Raw genomic sequence first — 22,655 nt, 5'->3', positions numbered from 1 at the left:
AGGGCCCGGAACGGGCGTGACCGGGACGGCGATCCGGACGGAACTTCAGGCAGCGCATGAACGTGCTTCGGAATCTGTGGCCGAAATCCCGGTCGGGACCGGTGAGCGCGCAGTCCCATCCGGAACCCGCGTCCGGAGCGCTGCCGAAGCCGAAGGCCGCCGACGAGTTCCGGGTCCCGCGCGATCTCAGGGTGAGCGCGACCGGCCTGAACCGCCTCCTCGTCGTCGGGTCGTGCCTCGTCGAGAACCTCCTGGCCGAGGTCGGACGCGCCAAGCAGCTCCACGGCGACTTCGTGCTGTTCAACAACCTCGGCGAGCTTCCCGCGAGCCCGCCGCAGGCCATCGCCGCCTACGACCTCCAGATCGTCCAGATCCCCCTGCGCAGCATCCTGCCGGACGTTCAGTTCGCGCGTCTCAAGCATCACCGTCCCGAGGATTACGAACTCGTCTTCCGGGAGACCGAAGAGCGCCTATCGCTATTCCTCGACGCGGCGATGCGGTGGAACCGGGAGACGGGCATCACCACGTTCGTCGTCAACTTCTTCAGGCCGCAGCAGGACCCGCTCGGGCGCCTGATGCCGCGGAACGACCTGCGCAGCTTCAGCCACTTCATGGAGCGGCTCAACGCCCGCCTCGCGGACGTCGTCGCGACCTACGCCAACAGCCACGTCCTAGATTTCGACGCGATCGCCGCCACGATCGGGCGCATGCACGTCCAGGACGATCATCTCTGGATGCTGAACCACAGCTCGACGCTGAGCGACTTCGACAGCGCCTACGACCGGAACCGGCTCGATCCGCCCCCGGCGATCAGCCGACAGTTCGATCTTAGGATCGCACCCTTCTTCGACGCGGTCTACGCCGAGATCGAGGCCATGGTCCGGACGCTGCGCGGGATCGACGCCGTCAAGCTCGTCATCGTCGACCTCGACGACACCCTCTGGCGCGGCGTGATCGCCGAGGCGGGCGAGCCCGATCCCTGCGCCTGCGAGGGCTGGCCGCTCGGGCTCGTCGAGGCGCTGTGCGTCCTCAAGACCCGCGGCATCGTCCTCGCGATCGCGAGCAAGAACGACGAGGCGATCATCCGCGGCCTGTGGGACGGGCTGTTCGGCGAGCGTCTGCCCCTGGAGCAGTTCGCCGTCGTCCGGATCAACTGGAACGCCAAGGCGGACAACGTCGCCGAGATCCTGGAGCAGGTGAACGTCCTGCCCGAAAGCGCGGTGTTCATCGACGACAACCCGGTCGAGCGGGACGCCGTGCGCCGGGCGTTCCCGGGCATCCGGACGCTGGGGGCCGACCTCTACGGCATCCGTCGGACGCTGCTGTGGTCGGCCGAGACGCAAGGCCCCTTCATCTCCGACGAATCCGGCCGCCGCACCGAGATGATCCAGGCCCAGGTCCGGCGCGAGGACACCCGCAAGGCCCTCTCGCGCGAGGAGTTCCTCGCCTCGCTCAACATCAGGATCACGCCCTGCGCGATCGGCGACGCGCAGCACGGTCGCTTCAGGCGCGCGTTCGAGCTGATCAACAAGACCAACCAGTTCAACACCACCGGCCGGCGCTGGACCGTCGAGGACATGGGGGCGGCCTTTCGCGACGGCCTGACGATCCACGCCTTCGAGGTCGCCGACAAGTTCACGGATTACGGCCTCGTCGGCGCCGCCGTGGTGATGGGCGACGCGATCGTTCAGGTCGTGATGAGCTGCCGCGTCTTCGGCCTCGACATCGAGACCGCGATGCTCGCGCACCTCACCGACGGGCTGCGCCGAGCCGGCCACGCGCAGGTCTCGGCGCTGTTCGTTGCCACCGACCGGAACAAGCCCTGCGCCGACCTCTACGCTAAGGCGGGGTTCGACCCGGTCGGCGATCGGTGGGTGCGCGCGTTGACGTGATGGCTCGGGCGGCTGTTCGGGCGTGAGCTTGATCGGGGGATGGTCGGACGGGGCCCAGCATCGTCCTCGATCGCTTGGCCGCGTTCGGCGCCCGCGTTCCGCTCAGCCGTCGCTGCGGCGAGCAACCGAGCGGCCGAACAGGCCGCCGAAGGAATGAGCCGGTCCGTCCTGCCAGCGCCCGGCGACGACGATCAGGCGCCGGACCTCGCCCCTCAGATAGGCCTGCAAGAACCGGTTGTAGTCGCGGAAGGACACGCAGCCGTTCGAGGCACCGCCGGGGCCGAGCATGTAGGTGTGGGCGAGCAGGCCGTCGCGGCCGTGAATGACGGCGCTGCCGCCGACGGGGTTGAGGCGGAGCGCCCGCACCCCGTGGAAGAGCTGCTCGCGCTCCGTGAGGTCGTAGGTGCCGGGCGGTGTCACGCCGCGCATCCGCAGGTGCGCGGAATCCGGGTTGTCCTGCCCTGCGCCGAGACCGGAATGGGCTTCGAGCACCTCGCCGCTCGGCAGGCGCACGATCCGGGCGCTGATGTCGTAGATCGCGGTTCCCGCCGTCGCCGCGGGATCGGGTTGGGGGATGAGCCGCCCGCGCGCACCGCCGATCGCGCCGTTCTCCAGCGCGGCGTAGGCGAGGGCGGGTGCCGGTTCCTTCCGCGCGCCGAACAGTTCCTCGAAGAACGAGGGGGCCTCGCCCGTCGCCGCCGGAAGCGCCGCGGTCCGCGTGCGCCGCGGGACCCGCCGCTCCGCCACGCGCGCGTCGAGGGTTTTCGCCAGCAGCTCGGAGGGGCGCGGCATCGGCAGCGGCACGATCCTGGCGACCTGCGCGGCCTCCGGTGCCGGCGACGGCCGCACCGTCCGGACGGCCTCGTGCGGGACGGGCGCGAGGGCGGCGAGGGTGACGGCGTCAGAGGTGACGCGGGCGGGTGCGGACGCCACCTGCAACGTCGCTTCAAGGGGAGCGCCCTGCCAGCCCCTGCGCGCCTCGGCTTCCAGCGCAGGGTTGGGATCGAACATCCAGTCGAAGCGCCCGGACTGTACGCGCGCGTCCCGCGCCGGCGCCGCGGCGTGCCGGTTGCCCGGTGCGGCCTCGTCCGCGGGCGGAAGGCCGGCCACGGTGACGAGGCAGAGTGTTGCGGCCAGCACGTTCCTCAGGAGGGAGCGGCGGCGCGCCCCGCGTCGGCGCGCGTTCGAGGCGAAACCGCATGACGGACGCGAAGGGTGGGGCATGCGGGCGCTACTCGGGATACGCGGTCCCCGCGCATGCGTCCTCCGACCGTTGCTGCGCGTGCCGAACCGTGCGGAGGTCTCGGCGCGCGAACAACGGAGCGGCGGGCTCGCCCGTGCAGGGATGGATGACCGTTGACTGATGCCGATTAGACGCGCGTTTGGTTAATCCCGGATAAATCGCGGGCACCGTTCGAACCGCGGTACGGGATCTTGCGCGGCCGCATTCGGGCCGGAACTTGGCGTCGGGTCCTTGGCTTGTCGCGGTTCCGGAGCCGAGAATGCGGGCGATGCACCGAGCGGACGGAGGCGGCTCTCAGTGCGCGCGGGCCCTCATAGCCGTTGATAGGCGCAAGAGCCGTCCCGCCGGATCGTGCGCCGGTCGATGTCTCCGACGACAGGCCGTCCCGCCCGGACGTCCTGCTCCCGGAACAGGAGCCGCCGCACGCGCTCAGGAGATCTCGCGCACGAGCTTGGCGATGAGCGCCCGCCCGAAGCTCTCGAAGCTCTCCGCGCTCATCACGAACGCGCCCTCGCCCCCGATCACGGTCTCGCGGTAGTAGGCCGCCAGCCCGCCCGGCGGGTTGGTGTGGGCGACGAGGTAGGGGGAGAGCCCGGTCGGATCGGTGAGGATCACGATGCCGTTGATCGTGATCCCCTGCGCCACCGCCGCGTCGCGCGCCTCGGAGATCGCGCGGCCGCCGTTGCTCGTCCCGTCGCCGGACACGTCGATCACCTGCCGGTCGGCCTGGAAGGGCGCGCCCGCGATGAGGCCGGCGGCGAAGTCGATGGCCGAGCCGACCGCCGTGCGGCCGGAAAACGAGCGCGGCGCGGCCTGGAGCTTGGCCGCGAAGGCGCGCGCGTCGGCGGCGCCCGCGATGATCGTCCAGTCGACGACGACGGTCTGATCCTCGGGACCTGCCCACTCGACGAGGGCGACCGCGATGCGTCCGGTCCGGCCCTCGGCGATGGCCCGCAGCACCCGCGGATCGCTGAAGGCGTCGGCGTAGCCGCGGCGTTCGAGCTGGAACTTCGGATCGTCGATGCTGAGCGACACGTCGACGGCGAGCACGAGGAGCACGTCCACGGTCTCCGCGGCGCGGGCGCCTTGACTGAGCCATGTCGCGAGGAGGATCAGGCCCAGCAGGGCGGATCGGAGCGGGCGGCGCATGGGTGAGCCTCGGGTGTCGCGGTGCGCAGCCAACGATGCGGCCGTCCGACCGATGCATCGAACCTGCCGCGGCGCCGGACGGGAGGGAATGCCGACCTCCGCATCGTCGTCCACGGCTGCTCCCCGGTGTCAGGCCGTCGCGCGCGACCGGCGCGGACCGGCCTCCGCGCCGGCTGCGGGGACGCGGGCGGCATCCGGGTCAGGTCGGGCCGCGAGCCTGCGCGTCGCCGTCTCGCGCAGGTGCTGCTCGATGGCCCCGTTTGCGCGGGTGCGCAGGGTCCGGGTCGCTTCGACGTCGTCGAAGGTGTCGGGGAAGCGCCGCGCCAGCCAGAGGTAGGCGCTGGCGAGCTTCACGGTCCGCTCCTGGTAGTCCAGCTCGCCGGCCGGGTTCGCGCGCAGCGCCGGCACGGCGGCGCCCGCGGCCCGCGCCTGCACCCAGCGCTCCAGCACCCCGGTCGAGGCCGGGTCGCGCCGGTCGATCGGGCAGACCGCGAAGGCGAACTTTTCCGGGATCGGCAACCGCGCCCGGTCGACGGCGCGCGCGGCCTCCAGGGCCTCCTCCATCGCCGAGGGCTGGAACGGCCCGCCCTCGTAGAAGGTGGCGCGGGCAAAGTGCGCCAGCACCGCGCCCAAGGATTCGGTGCCGAGTTCGGCCGCCGCCGCCTCGATGGCGACGAGGTCCGGGCGGACGTAGAACCGGGTGTCGGCGGCCGGCGCCGTCGGCGCGCCGGCGAGCGCGTCGCGGATCGGCCCGAGGGCGGTCGCGTCGGTGGCCGAGACGTGGCCCGCGTCCTGGTGGCCGAAGCGGCCGGCCCGGCCGGCGATCTGGCGGATCTCGGCGCTGGTGAGGGCCCGCTCTGCCGTGCCGTCCCACTTCGTCACCGCGGAGAAGACGACGCGCTTCAGCGGCCCGAGGTTGAGGCCCATGCCGATGGCGTCGGTGGTGACCAGCACCTCCGCCGCGCCGTCGCGGAAGCGCTGGGCCTCCGTGCGCCGCACCTCCGGCGAGAGCGCGCCGTAGATCGTGGCGACGCTGCGGCCTGCCGCGACCAGAACCGCGCGGTTCTCGTGCACGGCGCGCCGCGAGAACGCGACGACCGCGTCGCCCGGCTGCACCGCCTCCAGAGGCACGGGCGCGGCCAGCGCGACGAGCGGCGTCTTGCGCGAAAACGCCACCACGTCGAGGGACTCGCCCGCGGCCTCCGCCGCCCGGCGCACGTGGGACAGCGCCTCGTCCGAGCCGCAGACGATCACGGTGCGGGCCGGAATCCCGAACAGCGCGTTGGTCCAGGCCCAGCCCCGGTCGGGGTCCGACAGCATCTGGATCTCGTCGATCACCGCGACCTCGACCGGCCGGCGCAGGTCCGCGGTCTCGATGGTGCGCGCGGTGTGGGTCGGGTTCGCCGCGCCCAGCACCTCCTCGCCGGTGACCATGCCGGCGCGCAGGCCCCGCTCCAGCAGGGCCTCGTAGTTCTCCAGGGCGAGCAGGCGCAGCGGCGCGAGGTAGGTGCCGGTGGCGGCCTCACCCAGGGCCCGGAGCGCCGCGTAGGTCTTGCCCGAGTTCGTCGGCCCCATGTGGAAGACGATCCGCCGGTTCAGCCGGCGGGCGGGTACGAATTTCTCGATGTAGGCGCCGAAGCCGGCCCGGTCGCGCAGCCGCCGCCGGCCGGATTCCTCGCGCGCCACGACCTTGGCCCGGGTGCGCACCGCCTTGAGGGCGTCGGTGATGGCGTGCGCGAGGTTCGGCGCGGGGGAGAAGGTGCGCGCGCGCAGGGACCGGTCGAGGTGCGCGACGTAGGTCGGTGCGTCCGCCCCGAGGGCGAGGAGGTCGTCGCGGACCTGCTCGCGCAGGCGGGCCACCACGCGGTTGAGCGATGCGTCCGTGCGCGCCGCGGTCTCGCCGAGCGCGGTGCGCAGCGCGTCGCGGCGCCAGCCCGCATCGTTGCGCAGGCTCATCGCCTCCAGGATCGCCCCGGCCTCGTCGCCCGGGGCGACGTCGACGCGCAGGTCGAGCCGGCCGTCGTCGAGGAGCGGGAGCGTGACCCGGAGCCGCCAGTGGATCTCGCCGTCCCGTACCTCGGCCCGCAGCGCGGGGAGCGCTGCCCGAAGCGCCGCGACGCCGGTCTCGGCGAAGGCGCGGCGCGCGTCCACCGCGCGGAGCGCTGCCGCCACGATCGCGTCCTCGACGAACCCGTCGTACTCGGGGAGGTTCATCCGGGCACGCAGCGCGTCGCGGTCGACCGCGCGCGCCGGGATGCCGAGCCGGTGCAGGGCGTCCGCCAGGATGTCGGTCGTCAGGTGGATGCGCTTGCGTGCCATGCTCCACCCTCTCGGCCTGGACGCCCGGGATCAAGCCCGCGCAGGACTTGTCAACGGGCGCGCACGAGCAGCCGGGCAAGGCGCGGCCGCAGGGGCAGGAAGGCACGGTAGGCCGCCTCGGCCAGGGGCAGCACCGGCGCGAGCCGCACGAGGCGCCCGAGCCAGCGCCACGCGGGCAGGACGCTCCACAGCCGGGCGAAAGCCGCCGCCCCCGAGCACAGGCGGCCGTCGGCGTCGCGGACGTGGAAGCGGCGCCGCGCCGCATCCGGATCGAGTCCGGGACCGAGACGGCTGTCCGGGATCTCCGGAGCGACATCGACGAACGCGATGCGCTCGGCCCCGCGGCAGCGGCGGTAATGCCCGATCTCGGCCCGGCAGAGGGGGCAGGCCCCGTCGTAGTAGACAGTCAGCGTCTCGTCACCCACGAAGGACATCCCGCTGCCTCGACATCGGCGAGATAGGGTTTCACGCCGCCGCCCGCAGCGCGTCCGGACGCCGCGCGAGGTGGGCCGCCCGGACTTGGCCTACCGCAGATCGTAGGGATTGAACGGATCGAGCGCATCCCGCACGGCCGTGGCGGCCGGGTCGCGCCGCAGGGCGAGTTCGCGGTCGAGGCCGCGCACGAACGCCTCGCGTCCGGCCTCCAGCTCGCGCCCGAGGCCGGACTGAGCATCCGCCACCTCGACGTGGGCCGGGTCCGCGCTGACGAGGTAGTCGATCCCGCAGACCGGCTCGGCCGGTCGTCCCGGCGGCCGGAGCCGGTAGCAGAGGTGGACCCGCGTGAACGGCTCGTCCGCGCGCCGCTCGGCCCAGATCCGGGCCATGCGGAAGCTCCGCGGCCGCGCCCGTTCGGCGAAGGCCAGGGTCTGCGCCACGGTGACGTATCCGTCCGTGCGGTGGCTGCGCACGAGGCCGATCGTCCGCGCGGCGGAGGGATCGACCGGCTGCGCCGGCGCCCCCACGATCCCGGCGAGGACGACGACACCAATCCCGCCTCCGAGCCGGAGCCCGCGACCTCCGCGGGATCGGGTGCCGTGCGGGGTTGCTGCGCTCATGCCCATCACCATGTCCCGGCTCGCTCCCCGTCGGTTCGCGTCGCGGGCCGAGCGATGACCCGCATCCCGCGCGAGACGCCATCATGCCCCGTTACTTCTTCAACACCCAGATCGGCGCCGAGCGCATCGCCGACCCGGACGGGACGGACCTGCCCGACGCCGACCACGCCTGGGAGACGGCGCGGGACACGATCCGGGCCGCCCTGCGCGAGACGAACGATCAGGCGCGGCTGATGGCGGCGAGCCTCCTCGTCACCGACGCGACCGGCGACGTGGTGCTGGAGTTTCCGTTCGCCGAGGCCGTGCCGCTCTCCGGTGGCCGGGACGGCCTCGTGCCCTGAGACGCCGTGAGCCGGTCCCCGTGCGGCGTCTTTCCCATGGCCTACGCGCCGGGTCCCTTCTTGCGCAGGGGCCGCGTGACGCAGGTGCCGGCCTCGACGAAGCCCGCGGCCGCGCAGAAGGCGCGCAGGTCCGGCCGGTCGGCCGGCATCGTCATCTCCATCGCGTCGCAGCCGGCGACGCGGGCGGCCTGCGCGGCCGCCTTGAGCAGCAGGCGCCCGAGCCCGCGCCTGCGGTCGTCGGCGCCGACGTGCAGCATCGTGATCTGCGCCGTGCGGGCGGCGCCGGTCAGGGTCCGGTACCAGTGCAGCGCGACGAGGCCGCTCGGCGGTCCCCATTCCACCGCGACGAGCACCGCGCCCGGATCCGCGCGCAGCGCCTCGATCCGTTCCGCGAGGGCGCGGGGGTCGATCGACGGCCCGTCGCCGCCGAGCCATCGGGCGAGGCTGGCCGCGTCGGCGGCGGTGGCCGCCCGGATCTCCAGTCCGTAGCGCTGGCTCAAGCCCGTTCCCTGCCCTGCTCCATCTCCGTGCGGCCACGGCGGCCTCGATCAGCACCGGCAGGCGTTCCGCCGGCCGCGCGGCAACGCGTGCCTCGTCAGGGCCGCAACGCGGAATGCCGTCCGCGCGGCCCTCGGTGGAGGCGATGTGCAGCGCACCAGGACGGGACGGCAAGCAGGCCTTCCCGGATGCGCGATCCGGTGAATCGACCGGCCTCGCAGGTCCGGCTCGCCAAGGCGTAGAGGATGGAGGAGATCAGCGTCACCCCGGCTATGGCGCAGACAGGTGGGGCGAGCAGCAAGCCGATCACGAAGCGGGCCGCGAGCCGCTCCCCGAGGCGACGTTCCAGCGCCATGCTCGGCGCAAGATCGAGGATTCGTTCGTAGAGCATGGTCGGCCCGCCCGGTTCACTGCCGCCAGCGCGGCTCTCATGACGCAGGTCCGCAGCGCAGGGTTAACGATGCCGGTCTCGGGACGTTGCATCCTGCGGCCTGGATTTCGCCTGCGTGGCCGATGTCGACGCGGGTGAGAGCAGGACCTGCCGCGGCCGCGGGCGCGTCAGAAGAGCGCCACCAGGACGACGCCGCCGATCATCAGCGCGCCGCCGACGACCCGCCAGAGGCTCGCCGGATGCACCTCGAACCCGACCCATCCGAAGTGGTCCAGCAGGATCGAGGTGATGACGCCCGCGGTCACGAGGAGACTCAGGAAGGCCCCGGCGCCGATCTGGCGGGCGATGAGCAACTGCGTGATGACGACGATGCCGCCGAGGCACCCGCCGAGCCACGCCCACCACGGAACCTGGACCATCTCCTCGTGCGAGGGCCACGCCAAGCGTCCGAACACGAGGCCGATGGTCAGGATGCTGAGGAGCGCCCCGGTCCCGACGACCAAGCCGGCCATGAGGGGTTGGGAGAAGCTCTTGGCGAGGGTGGCGTTCTGTCCGGGCTGGACCGCGTTGGCGATGCCGGCGAGCAGCACCAAGCCGTAGGAGTACCACATGGTCGGGATCCTGACTTGAGAGATACCGCAAGGTAGGGCGCGCGCCCGCCTTCTGCCCGCCCCAGGCCCGCCGGGCGCCCCGCACGTCGCGGCGTCAGCGCAGACCGCTGCCGGCGAAGACCTGGGCCACCGGCGCGATCACGACGAGACCCCCGCAGGGCGCCTGCCGGGAGATCACGGCGCTCGCCACCCCCCAGAGGATGAGGCCGCGCCTGTCCTGGCCCACGACCGGGCCGCCCGAGTCGCCGAAGCAGACCCGCCCCCCGTTGACGCGGGCGATCGTCAGTCCCGTGCTCGTGGCCGCGACCGGGGTGAGGCCGGCGGTGCGCAGCCGGCCCACCACGCGGCCGGATAATCCGGCTCCGGCGATGCGCAGGGCCGCCGGCACGCGGCGGGGATCGACCGCCAGCGGCACGGGCACCCGGTCGGTGACGGGGGCGGACAGGCGCAGGACGGCGAGGTCGAGCGACAGCGCGTTCAGGTCGACGCCGACCGCGTGCGAGGTCAGCTCGCCGGGGTCCGGGCTGTAGCGCGCCAGCACGCGCGCGGTCCGCACCGGCCGCACCGGCTCGCCGCCGCGGTAGAACACCACCACCGAGCCCAGCGGATCGCCGTTGACGCAGTGGGCCGCCGTGAGCACGAGGTCGGCGCTCACCAGCACGCCCGAGCAGCGCGAGACGCGCGGCACGTCGTCGGGCACGGTGACGGTGCCGATCCCGACGGTGGCCTGCGCGAGCCGGTCGCCGGCCCGCGCCGCCGCGCCGCCCTCGATGGCGGAGGCCGGTGCGCCGCCGAGCAACGCGACGAGAAGGGACAGGCCGAGGCGTATCGCTCGGGACTGGCTGGCGGGTCGGGCAGTCACGGATCGAATCACGCCGTTCTCCAAGCCGAGGCTCACTGAGCGACGACACAGGACCTTCGGGCGCGGCGGCGCAACCGGACGCGAGGACGCAAGGGGCGCGTGTCATGGCCGGGCTCAGCACCCGGCACCCGCTGAACTCTGCGTCGCTCAGCAGCCTCGTGACGAGGCGCAGGTGGTCGCCCGCCATCGAGACCGAACAGCCGCCGCACGCGTACCGCCCAGCTCTCGTCGAAGCCGGCTCTCCGGTTCGCGTGGCGCTGCGCGCCGCCGGAGCCGACCGGACGGTGCCGGTCAGTGCGGCCGCGCGAGCGCCGCATCGAGGCCCACGATCGTGTCCACGGTCGCAGTATCGACGATGAACGGGGGCGCCAGCAGGACGTGGTCGCCGCGCACGCCGTCCACCGTCCCGCCGGCCGGGTAGACGGCGAGCCACCGCGCCATCGCCGTGCGCTTGATGTGGGCGCGGAGCTTCAGGCCCGGGTCGAACAACCGGCCAATCCCGACACCGACCTCTACGCGTTCGAGTCACCGATGCCTGATTCGCTCAAGGCCTTGGTCGCGCACCCGAACGGCACGGCAGTAGGCTGCGCGAGCAGACCGTGCCGACGCCACCCACGTCGCCTCGATCGGCGCCCCGCTGCCTCGGACGCGCGAAGCCTCGGCCTTTCGGGCTGACCGGAACCTGCCCTCCTGTGCGAGGTTCTGTACCGGCGGCGCAGCGCCGCGGAAGGTTAGGACGCATGAACAAGCTCATCCTCGGCGCGACGCTGACCCTCGGCCTCCTGCTCGGTGCCACCGGCATGAGCTTGGCCGCTCCGGGCGACGGGCTGGACCGCAATGCCGGCGCGACCGGGAACAGCAACATGGGCGGGATGCATCGCAATGCCGGAGGCGGCATGAAGGGCCGCCGCATGGGCGGGATGCACATGCGGCGCCATCACCGCCGCCACCGCTGATCGCGCTCTTCGGACACCGTCGCGCACGAGCCTCTCGGGTCGCTCCGGAGCGGAGGCAGGGGGGCCTCGCTGGCCGCCACCGCCCGCATCGTCCTAGGTGGTGTGGACGGATTTGATGATGATGAATCCGAGAGCGAGGGCGACGCAGGCTGAGAAGCTGGCCTTGGTTTTCCCGCAGCGGCGGGCGATGCGCTTGAAGCGCTTGAGCTTTCCGAAGGTCCGCTCGATCCGGGCTCTTGTTCGATAGAGGGCTTGGGGAAGAAGGCGGGCCTCTTCTTGGCGTGGGCTTTGTGGGGAATGATGGGGGCGATGCCGCGCGTGCGGGCGGCTTGGTTGCGTTTGCTGTCGTAGCCCTGGTCGGTGATGGCAGCGCAGGGGCTCACGTCCGGTCCGAGACCCAGCCGCGTCTCGAACAGCGGGCTGTCGCGGGTCCGCTCCGCGATCTCACCCGCGCCACAGGAAAGATCGGACACGGTGCCGTCGTCCCGGTCCGGAAGGCCGGCCCCGACGAGACCCGCGAGATCGCGCGGGCGCTCAACGCGATGCAGACGCGCATCCATCGGCTGGTGACGGAACGGACGCAGGCGTTGGCGGCCGTCTCCCACCACCTGCGCACCCCAATCGCCCGGCTTCGCCTGCGCCTCGACGGTAGGTCCGGCGAAGGTCTCGTTCAGGCGTTCGGGGACCAGGAACAACTCCGGTCGGTGACCTCTCGACATGGATGACGGCTTGCGGTGCCGAGCCCAAATCGCTCATAAGCAGCTTGATGGATTGGGCGCGTCGCAACAGGGCTTTCGGGGCGAAGCACGGGTGGTGGGCGACCGCTTCCTGCATGCTCGTCCTCGCCCTGGCGCTGATGGCGCCTGCCGCCGGGTGGGCCGAGGACGCTGCCTTCCACGCGGACCAATCGTCGGTCTCGGCCGGTGCGAACGGTTCCGCCGACAACGACGCCGACCCTTGCGTCGCCCTTCACCTGAATTGTTGCCCGCACCAAGCCGTCGCCGTGACCGCCGATGCCGGCGAACCGGTCGAGACGGTCGAACGCACCGTGTACCGCACGCTCGATGTCGCGGTGACCACGGTGTTCGCCGAGAGACTGCCCGAGCCTCCTCGCACCTGAGGTGACGGCGCCACGTTCGTGGCGCGTCCTGCCCGGTCGCCGGCTCGGCGTCCGGGTGCCGTTCCCTCACGTGATCTTACGGGACTTAGCCTGACCGCCCCGACTTCGGGCGGCCGGCGTCCCGGTCGAGTTGGCATCCATGCGCATTGTCCTGTCCATGGCCTTGCTGGCCATCGGCATCGCCGTCGGCGGTGCCTCCCCACCCGTGTCCCGGCTCGTCCAGACCGCCCTTGCGGCCGCCGGCATGGCCGAGACTTCGCCGAAAGCTTCGGCGGAGAAGTCCGATCAGCCCGCCGCGAAGCCCGCGGAGGGCGAGGCCGGCCACGGGCACGGCGCCGGGGAAACCGAGGAGGGCGTCGTCAGGATGACGCCCGAGCAGGCCGCATCCCAGGACATCGCCGTCGCGCCGGTCGCGGGCGGCACCATCCACCGGCACCTGCTGGTGCCGGGCTCGATCACCACGGACACCGACCGGATCGCACGGGTCCCGGCCCGGGTGGTCGGCACCGTCGCGGAGATGCGCAAGCGTCTCGGCGACAGGGTCGAGAGGGGCGAGGTCGTCGCGGTGCTCGACAGCCGCGAGGTCGCCGACGCCAAGAGCGAGTACCTCACCACCGCGGTGCGGGCCGACCTGGAGAAGACCAACTTCGACCGGCAGCAGGCGCTCTGGGACAAGCGCATCTCGGCCGAATCCGCCTTCCTCAACGCCAAGGCGGTCTACGCCGAGGCGACGCTCCGCCAGGACCTTGCCCGGCAGAAGCTGTCGGCGCTCGGCCTGAACGCGGCCGAGGTGGCCAAGCTCGCCAAGCGGGACGAGACCACCCCGAACGGCTCGACCCTGCGCCAGTACGAGCTCCGGTCGCCGCTCGCGGGCCGCATCGTCGAGCGCAGGGTCGACGTCGGCACCGCCGTCGGCAAGGAGGGCGACCCGGCCGACGTCTACACCGTGGCCGACCTCTCGACCGTGTGGATCGAGCTCGCCGTCCCGACGGTGGAGCTCGCCAAGGTCAAGGAAAGCGCCCGCGTCGTGGTCACGCCCGGCCCCGGCGACGACGACGGCAAGCGCGCCGAGGGCAAGGTGGTGTTCGTCAGCCCGCTCCTGAACATGGAGACCCGCTCGGCCCGGGTCATCGTCTCACTGCCCAACCCCGACTTCGCATGGCGTCCCGGGACCTTCGTCACCGCCGAGGTGCAGATCTCCGAGGATGCCGTGAAGGCGCGCGTGCCCAAGCAGGCGCTGCAGACGGTGGAGGGCAGGCGGGTGGCGTTCGTTCGCACGGACGAGGGCTTCGAGAAGCGTGAGGTCGAGACCGGCAAGGCGGACGACGACGCCATCGAGATCACCGCCGGACTGAGGCCGGGCGAGGAGATCGCAGTCGCCAACACCTTCCTGCTCAAGGCCGAGCTCGGCAAGGGCGAAGCCGAGCACGGGCACTGAGGATACGACCGTGATCAGCCGCATCCTCGCATTCTCCGTCCGGCAGCGATTCCTCGTGCTGCTCCTGTCGCTGCTCGCGGCGGCCTTCGGCGCCTATTCCCTGACGAAGCTCCCCATCGACGCGGTGCCCGACATCACCAACAACCAGGTGCAGATCAACACGGTCGCGCCGTCGCTCTCGCCGTTCGACATCGAGAAGCAGGTCACCTACCCGGTCGAGACCACCCTCGCCGGCATCAAGGGACTGGAATACACCCGCTCGCTCTCGCGCAACGGCTTCTCCCAGGTCACCGCGGTCTTCGACGAGAAGCTCGACATCTACTTCGCCCGCCAGCAGGTGGCCGAGCGGCTGCAGACCGCGAAGGCGTCGATGCCGCCCGGCATCGAGCCGAAGATGGGCCCGATCTCGACGGGGCTGGGCGAGATCTACATGTGGTCGATCCGCTACGCCGAGCGCGAGCTGGACGCCAGGGTGGAGGACGGCAAGCCCGGCTTCCAGTCGGACGGCAGCTACCTGACCCCGGAGGGCCAGAGGCTCGGAAACGAGATCGAGCGCACCGCCTACCTGCGCACCATCCAGGACTGGGTGGTCAGCCTCCAGATCCGCACGGTGCCGGGCGTCGCCGGCGTCGACACCATCGGCGGCTTCGAGAAGCAGTACCATGTCCAGCCGGACCCCTTGAGGCTCGCCTCCCTCGACCTGTCCTTCGCCGACGTCGCCCGGGCGCTGGAGGCCAACAACGCCAACCAGGGCGCGCGCTACCTGGAGGAGAACGGCGAGGGCTACGTCGTGCGCGCGTCCGGCCGCCTGGAGAGCATGGACGAGATCGGCAACGTCCTCCTGGCCAGCCGCGGCGGCGTGCCGGTGCGGGTCAAGGACATCGCCGAGGTCCGCATCGGGCGCGACCTGCGCACCGGCTCGGGCAGCGAGAACGGCAAGGAGGCCGTGATCGGCACCGCCCTGATGCTGATCGGCGAGAACAGCCGCACGGTGGCCGCGGCCGTCGATGCGCGCATGGCCCAGATCCGCAGGTCGCTGCCCCCCGGCATCGCGGTGCGGACTGTGCTGGACCGCACCCGCTTGGTCGAGGCGACGGTGAGGACGGTGGCCAAGAACCTCGCCGAGGGGGCCGGCCTCGTCATCCTCGTGCTGTTCCTGCTGCTCGGGAACATCCGCGCCGCCGTCATCACCGCCATGGTCATCCCGGTGGCGATGCTGATGACCATGACCGGCATGGTCGAGGCGAAGATCTCCGCCAACCTGATGAGCCTCGGCGCGCTCGATTTCGGGCTCATCGTCGACGGCGCCGTCATTATCGCGGAGAACTCGCTGCGCCATCTCGCCGAGAGGCAGCAGGAACTCGGGCGGCGACTGGAGACCGAGGAGCGCCTCGTCACCGTCCAGGCGTCGGCCGAGGAGATGATCAAGCCGTCGCTCTACGGGCAGGCGATCATCATCCTGGTCTACGTGCCGCTCCTCACCTTCACCGGCGTCGAGGGCAAGATGTTCCAGCCGATGGCGCTCACCGTCATCATCGCGCTGGCCGCCGCCTTCGTCCTGTCGCTGACCTTCGTGCCGGCGATGATCGCCATCGTCATCACGGGCAAGGTGCAGGAGAAGGACAACCCGTTCGTCCGCGCGATCAAGGCTGCCTACCGGCCCGCGCTGGCCGGGGCGCTCCGGGCTCCGGTCACCTACATCCTCGCGTCGGTCCTGCTGCTTGCCGGGGCGGGCGCGGTGTTCACCCGTCTCGGCGCGGAGTTCATCCCGACGCTGGACGAGAAGAGCATCGCCCTGAACGCCCTGCGCATCCCCTCGACCTCGCTGACCCAGTCGCAGGCGATGCAGCTTCGGGTCGAGCAGGCCATCGCGAAGTTCCCGCAGGTCGCCTACGTCTTCTCGAAGACCGGCACCGCGGAGGTCGCCTCCGACCCGATGCCGCCGAACTCCTCCGACACCTTCGTGATGCTCAAGCCGCAGGAGGCGTGGCCGGACCCCGAACTATCGAAGGCCGAGCTCCAGGAGCGGATCGAGAAGGCGCTCGGGCAGTTGGCGGGCAACGTCTACGAGTTCTCCCAGCCGATCCAGCTCCGCTTCAACGAGCTCATCGCCGGCTCGCGCGGCGACCTCGCGGTAAAAGTGTTCGGCGAGGCGTTCGAGCCGATGACCCGGGCCGCCAACCAGATCGCCGCCATCCTGCGCGGCCTCGACGGGGCCGAGGACGTCAAGGTCGAGCAGACCTCGGGCCTGCCCGTCCTCGAGGTCAAGATCGACAAGGCCGAGGCTTCGCGCCTAGGGCTCAGCACCGCGGCGATCCAGGAGGTCGTCGGCGCCGCCATCGGCGGCAGGGACGCGGGCGTCGTGTTCGAGGGCGACCGGCGCTTCCCGATCGTCGTGCGCCTGAACGACAAGGTCCGCGAGAGCCGCGAGGACCTGGAGAACATCCCGGTGCCGCTGCCGCCCGGACCGATGGGCAGGGCGGCCTCCGTCCTGCTCAAGCAGGTCGCGAGCTTCGTGGTCACCGAGGGTCCGAACCAGATCAGCCGCGAGAACGGGAAGCGCCGGGTCGTCATCAGCGCGAACGTCCGCGGCGGCCGCGACATCGGCTCGCTCGTCGCCGAGGCCCAGGCCAGGACGGCCGAGCAGGTGAAGCTGCCCGCCGGCTACTCCGTCACCTGGGGCGGGCAGTTCGAGAACCTCGCCTCGGCCCGGCAGCGCCTGATGATCGTGGTGCCGGTGTGCTTCTTCCTGATCTTCCTGCTGCTGTACTCTGCCCTGGGCTCGCCGCGGGACGCGCTCCTCGTGTTCAGCGCGGTGCCCCTGGCGCTCACCGGCGGCATCGCGGCGCTCTGGCTGCGCGGCATGCCGTTCTCGGTGCCGGCGGCGGTCGGGTTCATCGCCCTGTCCGGCGTGGCGGTGCTAAACGGCCTCGTGATGCTGACCTTCATCAAGCAGCTCATTGCGGAAGGACGCCCGAAGGCGGAGGCGATCTACGAGGGGGCGATGACCCGGCTCCGGCCGGTGGCGATGACGGCGCTGGTGGCCTCGCTCGGGTTCGTGCCGATGGCGCTGGCCACCGAGACCGGGGCGGAGATCCAACGGCCCTTGGCGACCGTGGTCATCGGCGGCCTGATCAGCGCGACCCTCCTGACCCTGCTGGTCCTGCCGGCCCTCTACGCGCGGTTCGCCAAGGCGGAGCCGGCCAAGCCCGCGGTTCGGGTGCCCGAAGCCCCGACGCCGCAGCTCAAGGCGGCGGAGTAGGCCGATGGCTCTCCGGCGCTCCCCGGTCGTCGCGCTGGTGACATGGACCGGCGCGGCCACTGGCGGCGGACCCGCCCGCCGGCGAGGTGCCCTTCGGACCGGCTTGGGGCCCAGTGGATCAGGTCGAACCCCCTTCGATGGTCGACCGCGAGGCCAACCTGACCGGGTTGTACGACTTCCACGAACGGCCGCTCGCCGTGGGCCGAGACACCGTCGAGGTCGTGCCGGTGGTCTGCCGGGAGCAAGGCAGCAGGTCGTCTGGGTCGGGCGTCCGCTCGACGACACCTCCGCCACCGCGGCCAGGCAGGTGATACGGCGCGCCGGCGTGAGCCGCTACGGCGAGACTCGGGCGGCCCGTTCCCCGACTCCCTCGCATGGCCGGCCGCGCGCACGGTCCTCGCGACGCGGGCCAGTCCCATCGCATCACGCGTGTCCGCTCTCCTGTCGTTCGCTCATTCGGCTGCCAAGGGCATCGTCGCCTCAGGAATCAGCGCACGCTGCACCTCGGCATCCGGGAGTCTCCACCCCTTCACCAAGCCGTAGACCGCGGGGATCACCAGCAGGGTCAGCACGGTCGAGGAGACCATGCCGCCGATCATCGGCACGGCGATCCGCTGCATCACCTCCGAGCCGGAGCCCGTGCTCCAGAGGATCGGCAACAGCCCAGCCATGATGGCGACCACCGTCATCATCTTGGGCCGCACCCGCTCGACCGCGCCCACCATGATGGCCCGCCGCAGGTCTTTTCGCGTGAGGGCGCGCGTCTCGCGCTCGCATGCGGCCCCGATCTCGGCCAGCGCATGGTCGAGGTAGACCAGCATGATCACGCCGGTCTCCGCCGCCACGCCCGCCAGGGCGATGAAGCCGACGGCAACCGCCACCGACATGTTGAAGCCCATCCACCACATCAGCCAGATGCCGCCGACCAGGGCGAAGGGCAGCGACAGCATGACGATGAGCGTCTCGGTGAGCCGGCGGAAGTTGAGATAGAGCAGCAGGAACACGATCAGCAGCGTCAGGGGCACCACGATCCTGAGCCTGGCTGTCGCGCGGTCGAGGTATTCGACCTGCCCGCTCCACTGCACGAAGGTGCCCTGCGGGAGGGTCAACGCGTTGGCCACCGCCGCCCTCGCCTCGGCGACGTAGCCCCCGAGATCGCGACCGGCGACATCGACATAGATGAAGACCGCGAGCTGCCCGTTCTCCGTCCGGATCTGCGTCGGGCCCCGGTTCAACTGCACCTTCGCCACCTCGCCGAGCGGCACGGCGCCCCCGCTCGGGATCGGCACCTGAACCTCGTTGGCGATCGATTGCGGGTTGGAGCGGAAAGCGCGGGGGTACCGCACGTTCACGGTGTAGCGCTCGCGGCCCTCGACGGTGTTCGTCACGCTCTCGCCGCCGAGTGCCATCGCGATGACGTCCTGCACGTCGCCGACCGTCAGCCCGTATCGGCCCAAAACCTCGCGGTCGGGGCTGATGTCGAGGAAGTAGCCGCCTTGCACCCGCTCGGCGTAGGCGCTGGAGGTGCCCGGCACCGCCCTGACCACCGCCTCGACCTGGCGCGCGACCGTCTCCATCACGGTCAGGTCGGTGCCCAGAACCTTGATCCCGACCGGCGTGCGGATGCCGGTCGCGAGCATGTCGATGCGGGCGCGGATCGGCTGCGTCCAGGCGTTCGAGACGCCGGGGAACTGGAGCGCGGCATCCATCTCCGCCCGCAGGCTCGCCGTCGTCACGCCCGGACGCCACTCCTGCCTCGGCTTCAGGTTGACGATGGTCTCGAACATCTCGGACGGTGCCGGGTCCGTCGCGGTGTTGGCCCGTCCGGCCTTGCCGTAGACCGAGGCCACCTCGGGGAAGGACTTGATGATCCGGTCCTGGGTCGCGAGCAGGTCCCCGGCCTTGGTCGCCGAGATGCCCGGCAGCGTCGTCGGCATGTACATCAGCGTGCCCTCGTCGAGGTCCGGCATGAACTCCGAGCCGAGCCGGGACGCCGGCCATGCCGTCGCCGCGAGCACGGCCGCCGCCAGCAGGATCGTGAGGATGCGCGCCCGGAGGACGCCGGCGATGAGGGGCCGATAGAGCCAGATCAGGAAGCGGTTCACCGGGTTGCGGTGCTCCGGAACGATCCGCCCCCGAACGAAGAGGACCATCAGGGCCGGGACGAGGGTCAGCGACAGAACCGCCGCCGCGGCCATGGCGAAGGTCTTGGTAAAGGCGAGCGGCCCGAACAGCCGCCCCTCCTGGCTCTCCAGGGTGAAGATGGGGAGGAAGCTCACGGTGATGATGAGCAGGCTGAAGAACAGCGAGGGGCCGACCTCGCCCGCGGCCTCGATCAGGATCTCCGTCCGGGGCTTTCCGGGGTCAGCCCGCTCCAGGTGCTTGTGGGCGTTCTCGATCATCACGATGGCCGCGTCGATCATGGCGCCGACCGCGATGGCGATGCCGCCCAGGCTCATGATGTTCGCCCCCAACCCCAGCGCCTTCATGCCGGCAAACGCCATCAGGATGCCGACCGGCAGCATCAGGATCGCCACGAGCGCGCTGCGCACGTGGAGCAGGAACACGATGCAGACGAGGGCGACGATGACGCTCTCCTCGATCAAGGTGCCCTTGAGGGTCGCAATGGCGGCCTCGATCAGGTGCGAGCGGTCGTAGACCGGCAGAATCTCGGTCCCCCCTGGCAAGCTCTTCGCGACCTCGGCGAGACGCGCCTTGGCGCCCTCGATGACGTCGAGGGCGTTGGCCCCGAACCGCTGGAGGATGATCCCGCCGGCGACCTCGCCGTCGCCGTTCATCTCGGCGATGCCCCGGCGCTCGTCAGGGCCGAGCTCGACCCGTGCGACGTCCTTCACCCGCAGCGGCGTGCCTGCCTCGGTCCTGAGGACGATGCTCTCGATGTCCGCGACGCTCTTGAGGTAACCGCGGCCCCGGACGACGAACTCGAACTCGGACAGCTCGACGGTGCGCCCGCCGACGTCGGCGTTGCTCGCCCGAACCGCATCCCGGAGCTTGGAGAGCGTGATGCCCTGCGCCCGAAGACGGTTCGGGTCGACCACGACGTTGTACTGTTTGACAAAGCCGCCGACGCCCGCGACCTCGGCCACGCCCTCGGCCCGCGACGCCCCGAAGCGCACGACCCAGTCCTGGAGCGAGCGAAGCTCGGCAAGCGTCCGTTCCTTCGCGACCACCACGTACTGGTAGACCCAGCCCACGCCCGTTGCGTCTGGGCCCAGGGTCGGCGTCACGCCCGCCGGCAGGCGCTTGGCCACCGTGTTGAGGTATTCGAGAACCCGGCTGCGCGCCCAGTACGGGTCGGTGCCGTCCTCGAAGATGACGTAGACGAACGACACCCCGAAGAAGGAGAAGCCGCGCACCACCTTCGAGCGCGGCACCGTCAGCATGGCGGTGGTCAGCGGATAGGTGACCTGATCCTCGATCACCTGGGGCGCCTGCCCGGGGTACTCGGTATAGACGATGGTCTGGATGTCCGAGAGGTCGGGGATGGCATCGAGCGGTAGGGTCTTGAGGGCGTAGAGCCCGGCCCCGACCGCGAACACGGTCCCGATCAGGACCAGCATCAGGTTCCGTGCGGACCAAGCGATGAGGCGGGCGATCATGGTGCCTTCCCCTCTGCCGCAGCCTGGATGCCCTGGGTCGGCTTGGGCTCCGAGAGCCCCTGCAGGGCCGCCTTCAGGTTGCTCTCCGCGTCGATGAGGAAGTTGGCCGAGGTCACCACCCGGTCGCCAGCCGCGATGCCGTCTCGAACCTCCACGTAGCCGTCGCCGCGGGTGCCGAGCCTGACTGAGCGCGGCTCGAAGCGACCCTCGCCCTTGTCCAGGAGGACGACCTGCCTCGTGCCGGTATCGATGACTGCATCGTCGGGCACTGCGACCACGGGCTTCTCGGCGCCGGTGGCGATCTCGACGTCGGCGAACATCCCCGGGCGCAGGTCTCCGTTCGGGTTGAGCAACTCGATCCGCAGGCGGGCGGTCCGCGTTCCGATGGTGAGGTGCGGGTAGATCCGCGCCACGGTTCCCGTGAACGGGCGAGCCGGGAAGGTCCTGGAACGAACGGTCGCCGTCTGCCCCTCCGCCACGGCCGCCAAGTCGCGTTCGGACACATCGGCAACGGCCCAGACCCGGCTGTGGTCGACGAGGCGAAAAAGGGTGTCGCCGGACTTCGCGCGCATGCCGTCGGAAACGTTGCGCTCGACGACGACGCCGTCGCTGGGCGCCGACCATGTGATGGTCGCGGGCACCTTCCGGGCGCGTTCGATCTCGTCGATGACCTCGGGCGGGATGCCGAGGTTTTCCAGACGTCGGCGCGCGCCCTCGTAGCCGATGCCGGTCAGGTACTGCGCGGCCGCGGCGTTCATCTCGGGCGAGAACAGCCGCAGGAGGGGCTGGCCCTTGTGAACGTGGTCGCCGGTGGTGATGCCCTCGACCTTTTCGATGAAGGCGTCGGTACGCATCGCGATCACCGAGACCCGGCGCTCGTCCTCCTCGATGGCACCCGGTGCCCGAACCGGCATCGACAGCACGCGGCGCTCGGCGACCTCCGTGCGCACCCCCGTGCGCTGGAGCTTTCCAGGCGAGATTTCCACCGTACCGCCGTCGCTGTCCTCGCCCTCGTAGACGGGGAGGTAGTCCATCCCCATCGCGTCCTTTTTCGGGGTCAGCGAGCGATCCGGCAGGCCCATGGGATTGCGGTAGAAGCGGATGCGCTTGGCCACCGCCGTCGCCGAGGACGCCTGCATGGGCGTCTCAATCTCAGGCTCGTTGGTCTCGAACCGAACATCCTCGCCCGCATGGACGGCGCGATAGGCACGCCCGTCCGCGGTACGCGCGGGTTCGCTGGCGTAAGTGGGCTTCCCGTCCGGGTCCCTGTAGTAGACCACCGGCCCTGTCGCCCCGGCGGGGGGCGAAGTCGGCTTCTCTGCGGGATGCGGCGCCCAGTGCAGAAGCTCTGTCCGCGCCTTCTCGAAAAGCGCAGGCACGGGCACACCGTCCTGCCCCGCCCAATAGCCGGCGCCCCCCGCCGCGACGGCGGCGAGGGTTCCGGCCCGCCATGCCGACCGGCTCATTTGACGGCCTTGAGAACCAGCTTGTTTTCGACCGTGCCAGTCTCACCCTGGACCTTCGCCCCGAGCGAGAGGCGCCAGCCGCCGGCCATCGTCAGCTTCACCTTGAAGCGATAGACGCCCGGCTCGGGGGACGGCATCTGCTCGATCTTGGAGGTCATCTCCTCCATGCTGTCCGGGGCCATGTCGATGCGCTTGGCGAAGATAACGGCATCTGGCACGGGCTTGGCCGTGCGCTTGTCGATCAGCCGCACGTCGAGAACGGCCTCGCCCTGCTTCACCTCGTTCTTCACGAGCTGAAACTCGTAGTCCTTGGTGTCGGCCCGAGCCGGGGAAGTAAGGGCGAGGCCGAGCAGCGCCGCCGTCATGGCGCGCGTGAAAGGGTTCTGGGTCACGGTCGGAAATCTCCTGAACACGATGAGGCCCGCGCGAGGG

General features: G+C 71.1%; 18 protein-coding genes and 2 pseudogenes. 7 read left to right on the top strand and 13 right to left on the bottom strand.

Annotation, left to right across the window (positions count from 1 at the left end):
- Nucleotides 1-101: 101 nt before the first annotated feature.
- Complete coding sequence (locus ACFE8Y_RS01130; protein ID WP_375462534.1) at nt 102-1,892, top strand: HAD-IIIC family phosphatase; 1,791 nt, start codon at nt 102-104, stop codon at nt 1,890-1,892.
- 102 nt (nt 1,893-1,994) lie between these two features.
- On the opposite strand, the gene ACFE8Y_RS01125 is transcribed toward ACFE8Y_RS01130, so the two are convergent.
- The 5 genes from ACFE8Y_RS01125 to ACFE8Y_RS01105 form a co-directional block, all read right to left on the bottom strand.
- Nucleotides 1,995-3,032, bottom strand: coding sequence for a tlde1 domain-containing protein (locus ACFE8Y_RS01125; protein WP_375462533.1), 1,038 nt, complete (start codon nt 3,030-3,032; stop codon nt 1,995-1,997).
- Between the two features lie 532 nt (nt 3,033-3,564).
- A complete protein-coding gene (locus ACFE8Y_RS01120) occupies nt 3,565-4,284 on the bottom strand; it encodes a DUF1194 domain-containing protein (RefSeq protein WP_375462532.1) in 720 nt (239 codons plus the stop codon).
- Nucleotides 4,285-4,413: 129 nt separating this feature from the next.
- Nucleotides 4,414-6,603 (bottom strand): helicase-related protein, encoded by a 2,190-nt coding sequence (locus ACFE8Y_RS01115; RefSeq protein ID WP_375462531.1) that lies wholly within the window; start codon nt 6,601-6,603, stop codon nt 4,414-4,416.
- Between the two features lie 50 nt (nt 6,604-6,653).
- Nucleotides 6,654-7,028 (bottom strand): thiol-disulfide oxidoreductase DCC family protein, encoded by a 375-nt coding sequence (locus tag ACFE8Y_RS01110; protein WP_375462530.1) that lies wholly within the window; start codon nt 7,026-7,028, stop codon nt 6,654-6,656.
- 99 nt (nt 7,029-7,127) lie between these two features.
- A complete protein-coding gene (locus ACFE8Y_RS01105) occupies nt 7,128-7,658 on the bottom strand; it encodes a hypothetical protein (protein ID WP_375462529.1) in 531 nt (176 codons plus the stop codon).
- A gap of 83 nt (nt 7,659-7,741) precedes the next feature.
- On the opposite strand from ACFE8Y_RS01105, the gene ACFE8Y_RS01100 reads away from it, so the two are divergent.
- Entirely contained in the window at nt 7,742-7,999 is a 258-nt protein-coding gene (locus tag ACFE8Y_RS01100; protein WP_375462528.1) for a DUF6894 family protein, read from the top strand.
- Between the two features lie 41 nt (nt 8,000-8,040).
- Here ACFE8Y_RS01100 and ACFE8Y_RS01095 read toward each other — a convergent pair whose 3' ends face one another.
- The 4 genes and pseudogenes from ACFE8Y_RS01095 to ACFE8Y_RS01080 all read right to left on the bottom strand — a co-directional run.
- A complete protein-coding gene (locus tag ACFE8Y_RS01095; RefSeq protein WP_375462527.1) occupies nt 8,041-8,499 on the bottom strand; it encodes a GNAT family N-acetyltransferase in 459 nt (152 codons plus the stop codon).
- 556 nt (nt 8,500-9,055) lie between these two features.
- Nucleotides 9,056-9,499 (bottom strand): DMT family transporter, encoded by a 444-nt coding sequence (locus ACFE8Y_RS01090; protein WP_375462526.1) that lies wholly within the window; start codon nt 9,497-9,499, stop codon nt 9,056-9,058.
- 94 nt (nt 9,500-9,593) lie between these two features.
- Nucleotides 9,594-10,361 (bottom strand): trypsin-like serine protease, encoded by a 768-nt coding sequence (locus ACFE8Y_RS01085; RefSeq protein ID WP_375462525.1) that lies wholly within the window; start codon nt 10,359-10,361, stop codon nt 9,594-9,596.
- A gap of 291 nt (nt 10,362-10,652) precedes the next feature.
- Nucleotides 10,653-10,847 (bottom strand): annotated as a pseudogene (locus tag ACFE8Y_RS01080) (aspartate aminotransferase family protein); the annotation flags it as partial.
- A gap of 254 nt (nt 10,848-11,101) precedes the next feature.
- Between ACFE8Y_RS01080 and ACFE8Y_RS01075 the strand changes: the two are divergent.
- Nucleotides 11,102-11,317, top strand: a complete 216-nt coding sequence (locus tag ACFE8Y_RS01075) for a hypothetical protein (RefSeq protein ID WP_375462524.1) — start codon at nt 11,102-11,104, stop codon at nt 11,315-11,317.
- A gap of 93 nt (nt 11,318-11,410) precedes the next feature.
- Here the strand turns inward: ACFE8Y_RS01075 and ACFE8Y_RS01070 are convergent, their stop codons facing one another.
- The gene (locus ACFE8Y_RS01070) at nt 11,411-11,692 is read right to left on the bottom strand and encodes a transposase (protein ID WP_375462552.1); all 282 of its coding nucleotides are present in this window, start codon (nt 11,690-11,692) and stop codon (nt 11,411-11,413) included.
- Between the two features lie 47 nt (nt 11,693-11,739).
- Here ACFE8Y_RS01070 and ACFE8Y_RS01065 point away from each other — a divergent pair.
- The 4 genes and pseudogenes from ACFE8Y_RS01065 to ACFE8Y_RS01050 form a co-directional block, all read left to right on the top strand.
- A pseudogene (locus tag ACFE8Y_RS01065) lies at nt 11,740-11,964 on the top strand (HAMP domain-containing protein); the annotation flags it as partial.
- Between the two features lie 185 nt (nt 11,965-12,149).
- Nucleotides 12,150-12,437: a hypothetical protein gene (locus ACFE8Y_RS01060; RefSeq protein ID WP_375462523.1), complete on the top strand. Its 288-nt coding sequence runs from the start codon at nt 12,150-12,152 to the stop codon at nt 12,435-12,437.
- Nucleotides 12,438-12,576: 139 nt separating this feature from the next.
- Nucleotides 12,577-13,875 (top strand): efflux RND transporter periplasmic adaptor subunit, encoded by a 1,299-nt coding sequence (locus ACFE8Y_RS01055; protein ID WP_375462522.1) that lies wholly within the window; start codon nt 12,577-12,579, stop codon nt 13,873-13,875.
- A 10-nt stretch (nt 13,876-13,885) separates the two neighbouring features.
- Complete coding sequence (locus ACFE8Y_RS01050; protein ID WP_375462521.1) at nt 13,886-17,137, top strand: efflux RND transporter permease subunit; 3,252 nt, start codon at nt 13,886-13,888, stop codon at nt 17,135-17,137.
- 452 nt (nt 17,138-17,589) lie between these two features.
- Here ACFE8Y_RS01050 and ACFE8Y_RS01045 read toward each other — a convergent pair whose 3' ends face one another.
- The 3 genes from ACFE8Y_RS01045 to ACFE8Y_RS01035 are packed head-to-tail and all read right to left on the bottom strand — an operon-like array spanning nt 17,590 to nt 22,615.
- Nucleotides 17,590-20,757 (bottom strand): efflux RND transporter permease subunit, encoded by a 3,168-nt coding sequence (locus ACFE8Y_RS01045; RefSeq protein ID WP_375462520.1) that lies wholly within the window; start codon nt 20,755-20,757, stop codon nt 17,590-17,592.
- Nucleotides 20,754-22,223 carry an efflux RND transporter periplasmic adaptor subunit gene (locus tag ACFE8Y_RS01040; RefSeq protein ID WP_375462519.1) on the bottom strand — a complete coding sequence of 490 codons (1,470 nt, stop codon included), beginning with the start codon at nt 22,221-22,223 and terminating at the stop codon, nt 20,754-20,756. The genes ACFE8Y_RS01045 and ACFE8Y_RS01040 overlap by 4 nt, the downstream gene beginning before the upstream one ends.
- The gene (locus tag ACFE8Y_RS01035) at nt 22,220-22,615 is read right to left on the bottom strand and encodes a FixH family protein (RefSeq protein ID WP_375462518.1); all 396 of its coding nucleotides are present in this window, start codon (nt 22,613-22,615) and stop codon (nt 22,220-22,222) included. The genes ACFE8Y_RS01040 and ACFE8Y_RS01035 overlap by 4 nt, the downstream gene beginning before the upstream one ends.
- Nucleotides 22,616-22,655: the final 40 nt, after the last annotated feature.

The organism is uncultured Methylobacterium sp. (genome assembly GCF_964242245.1).
Lineage (GTDB): Bacteria > Pseudomonadota > Alphaproteobacteria > Rhizobiales > Beijerinckiaceae > Methylobacterium.
The sequence above is the reverse complement of the archived record's forward strand: the minus strand, read 5'-3'. Positions and strand labels throughout refer to the sequence as shown.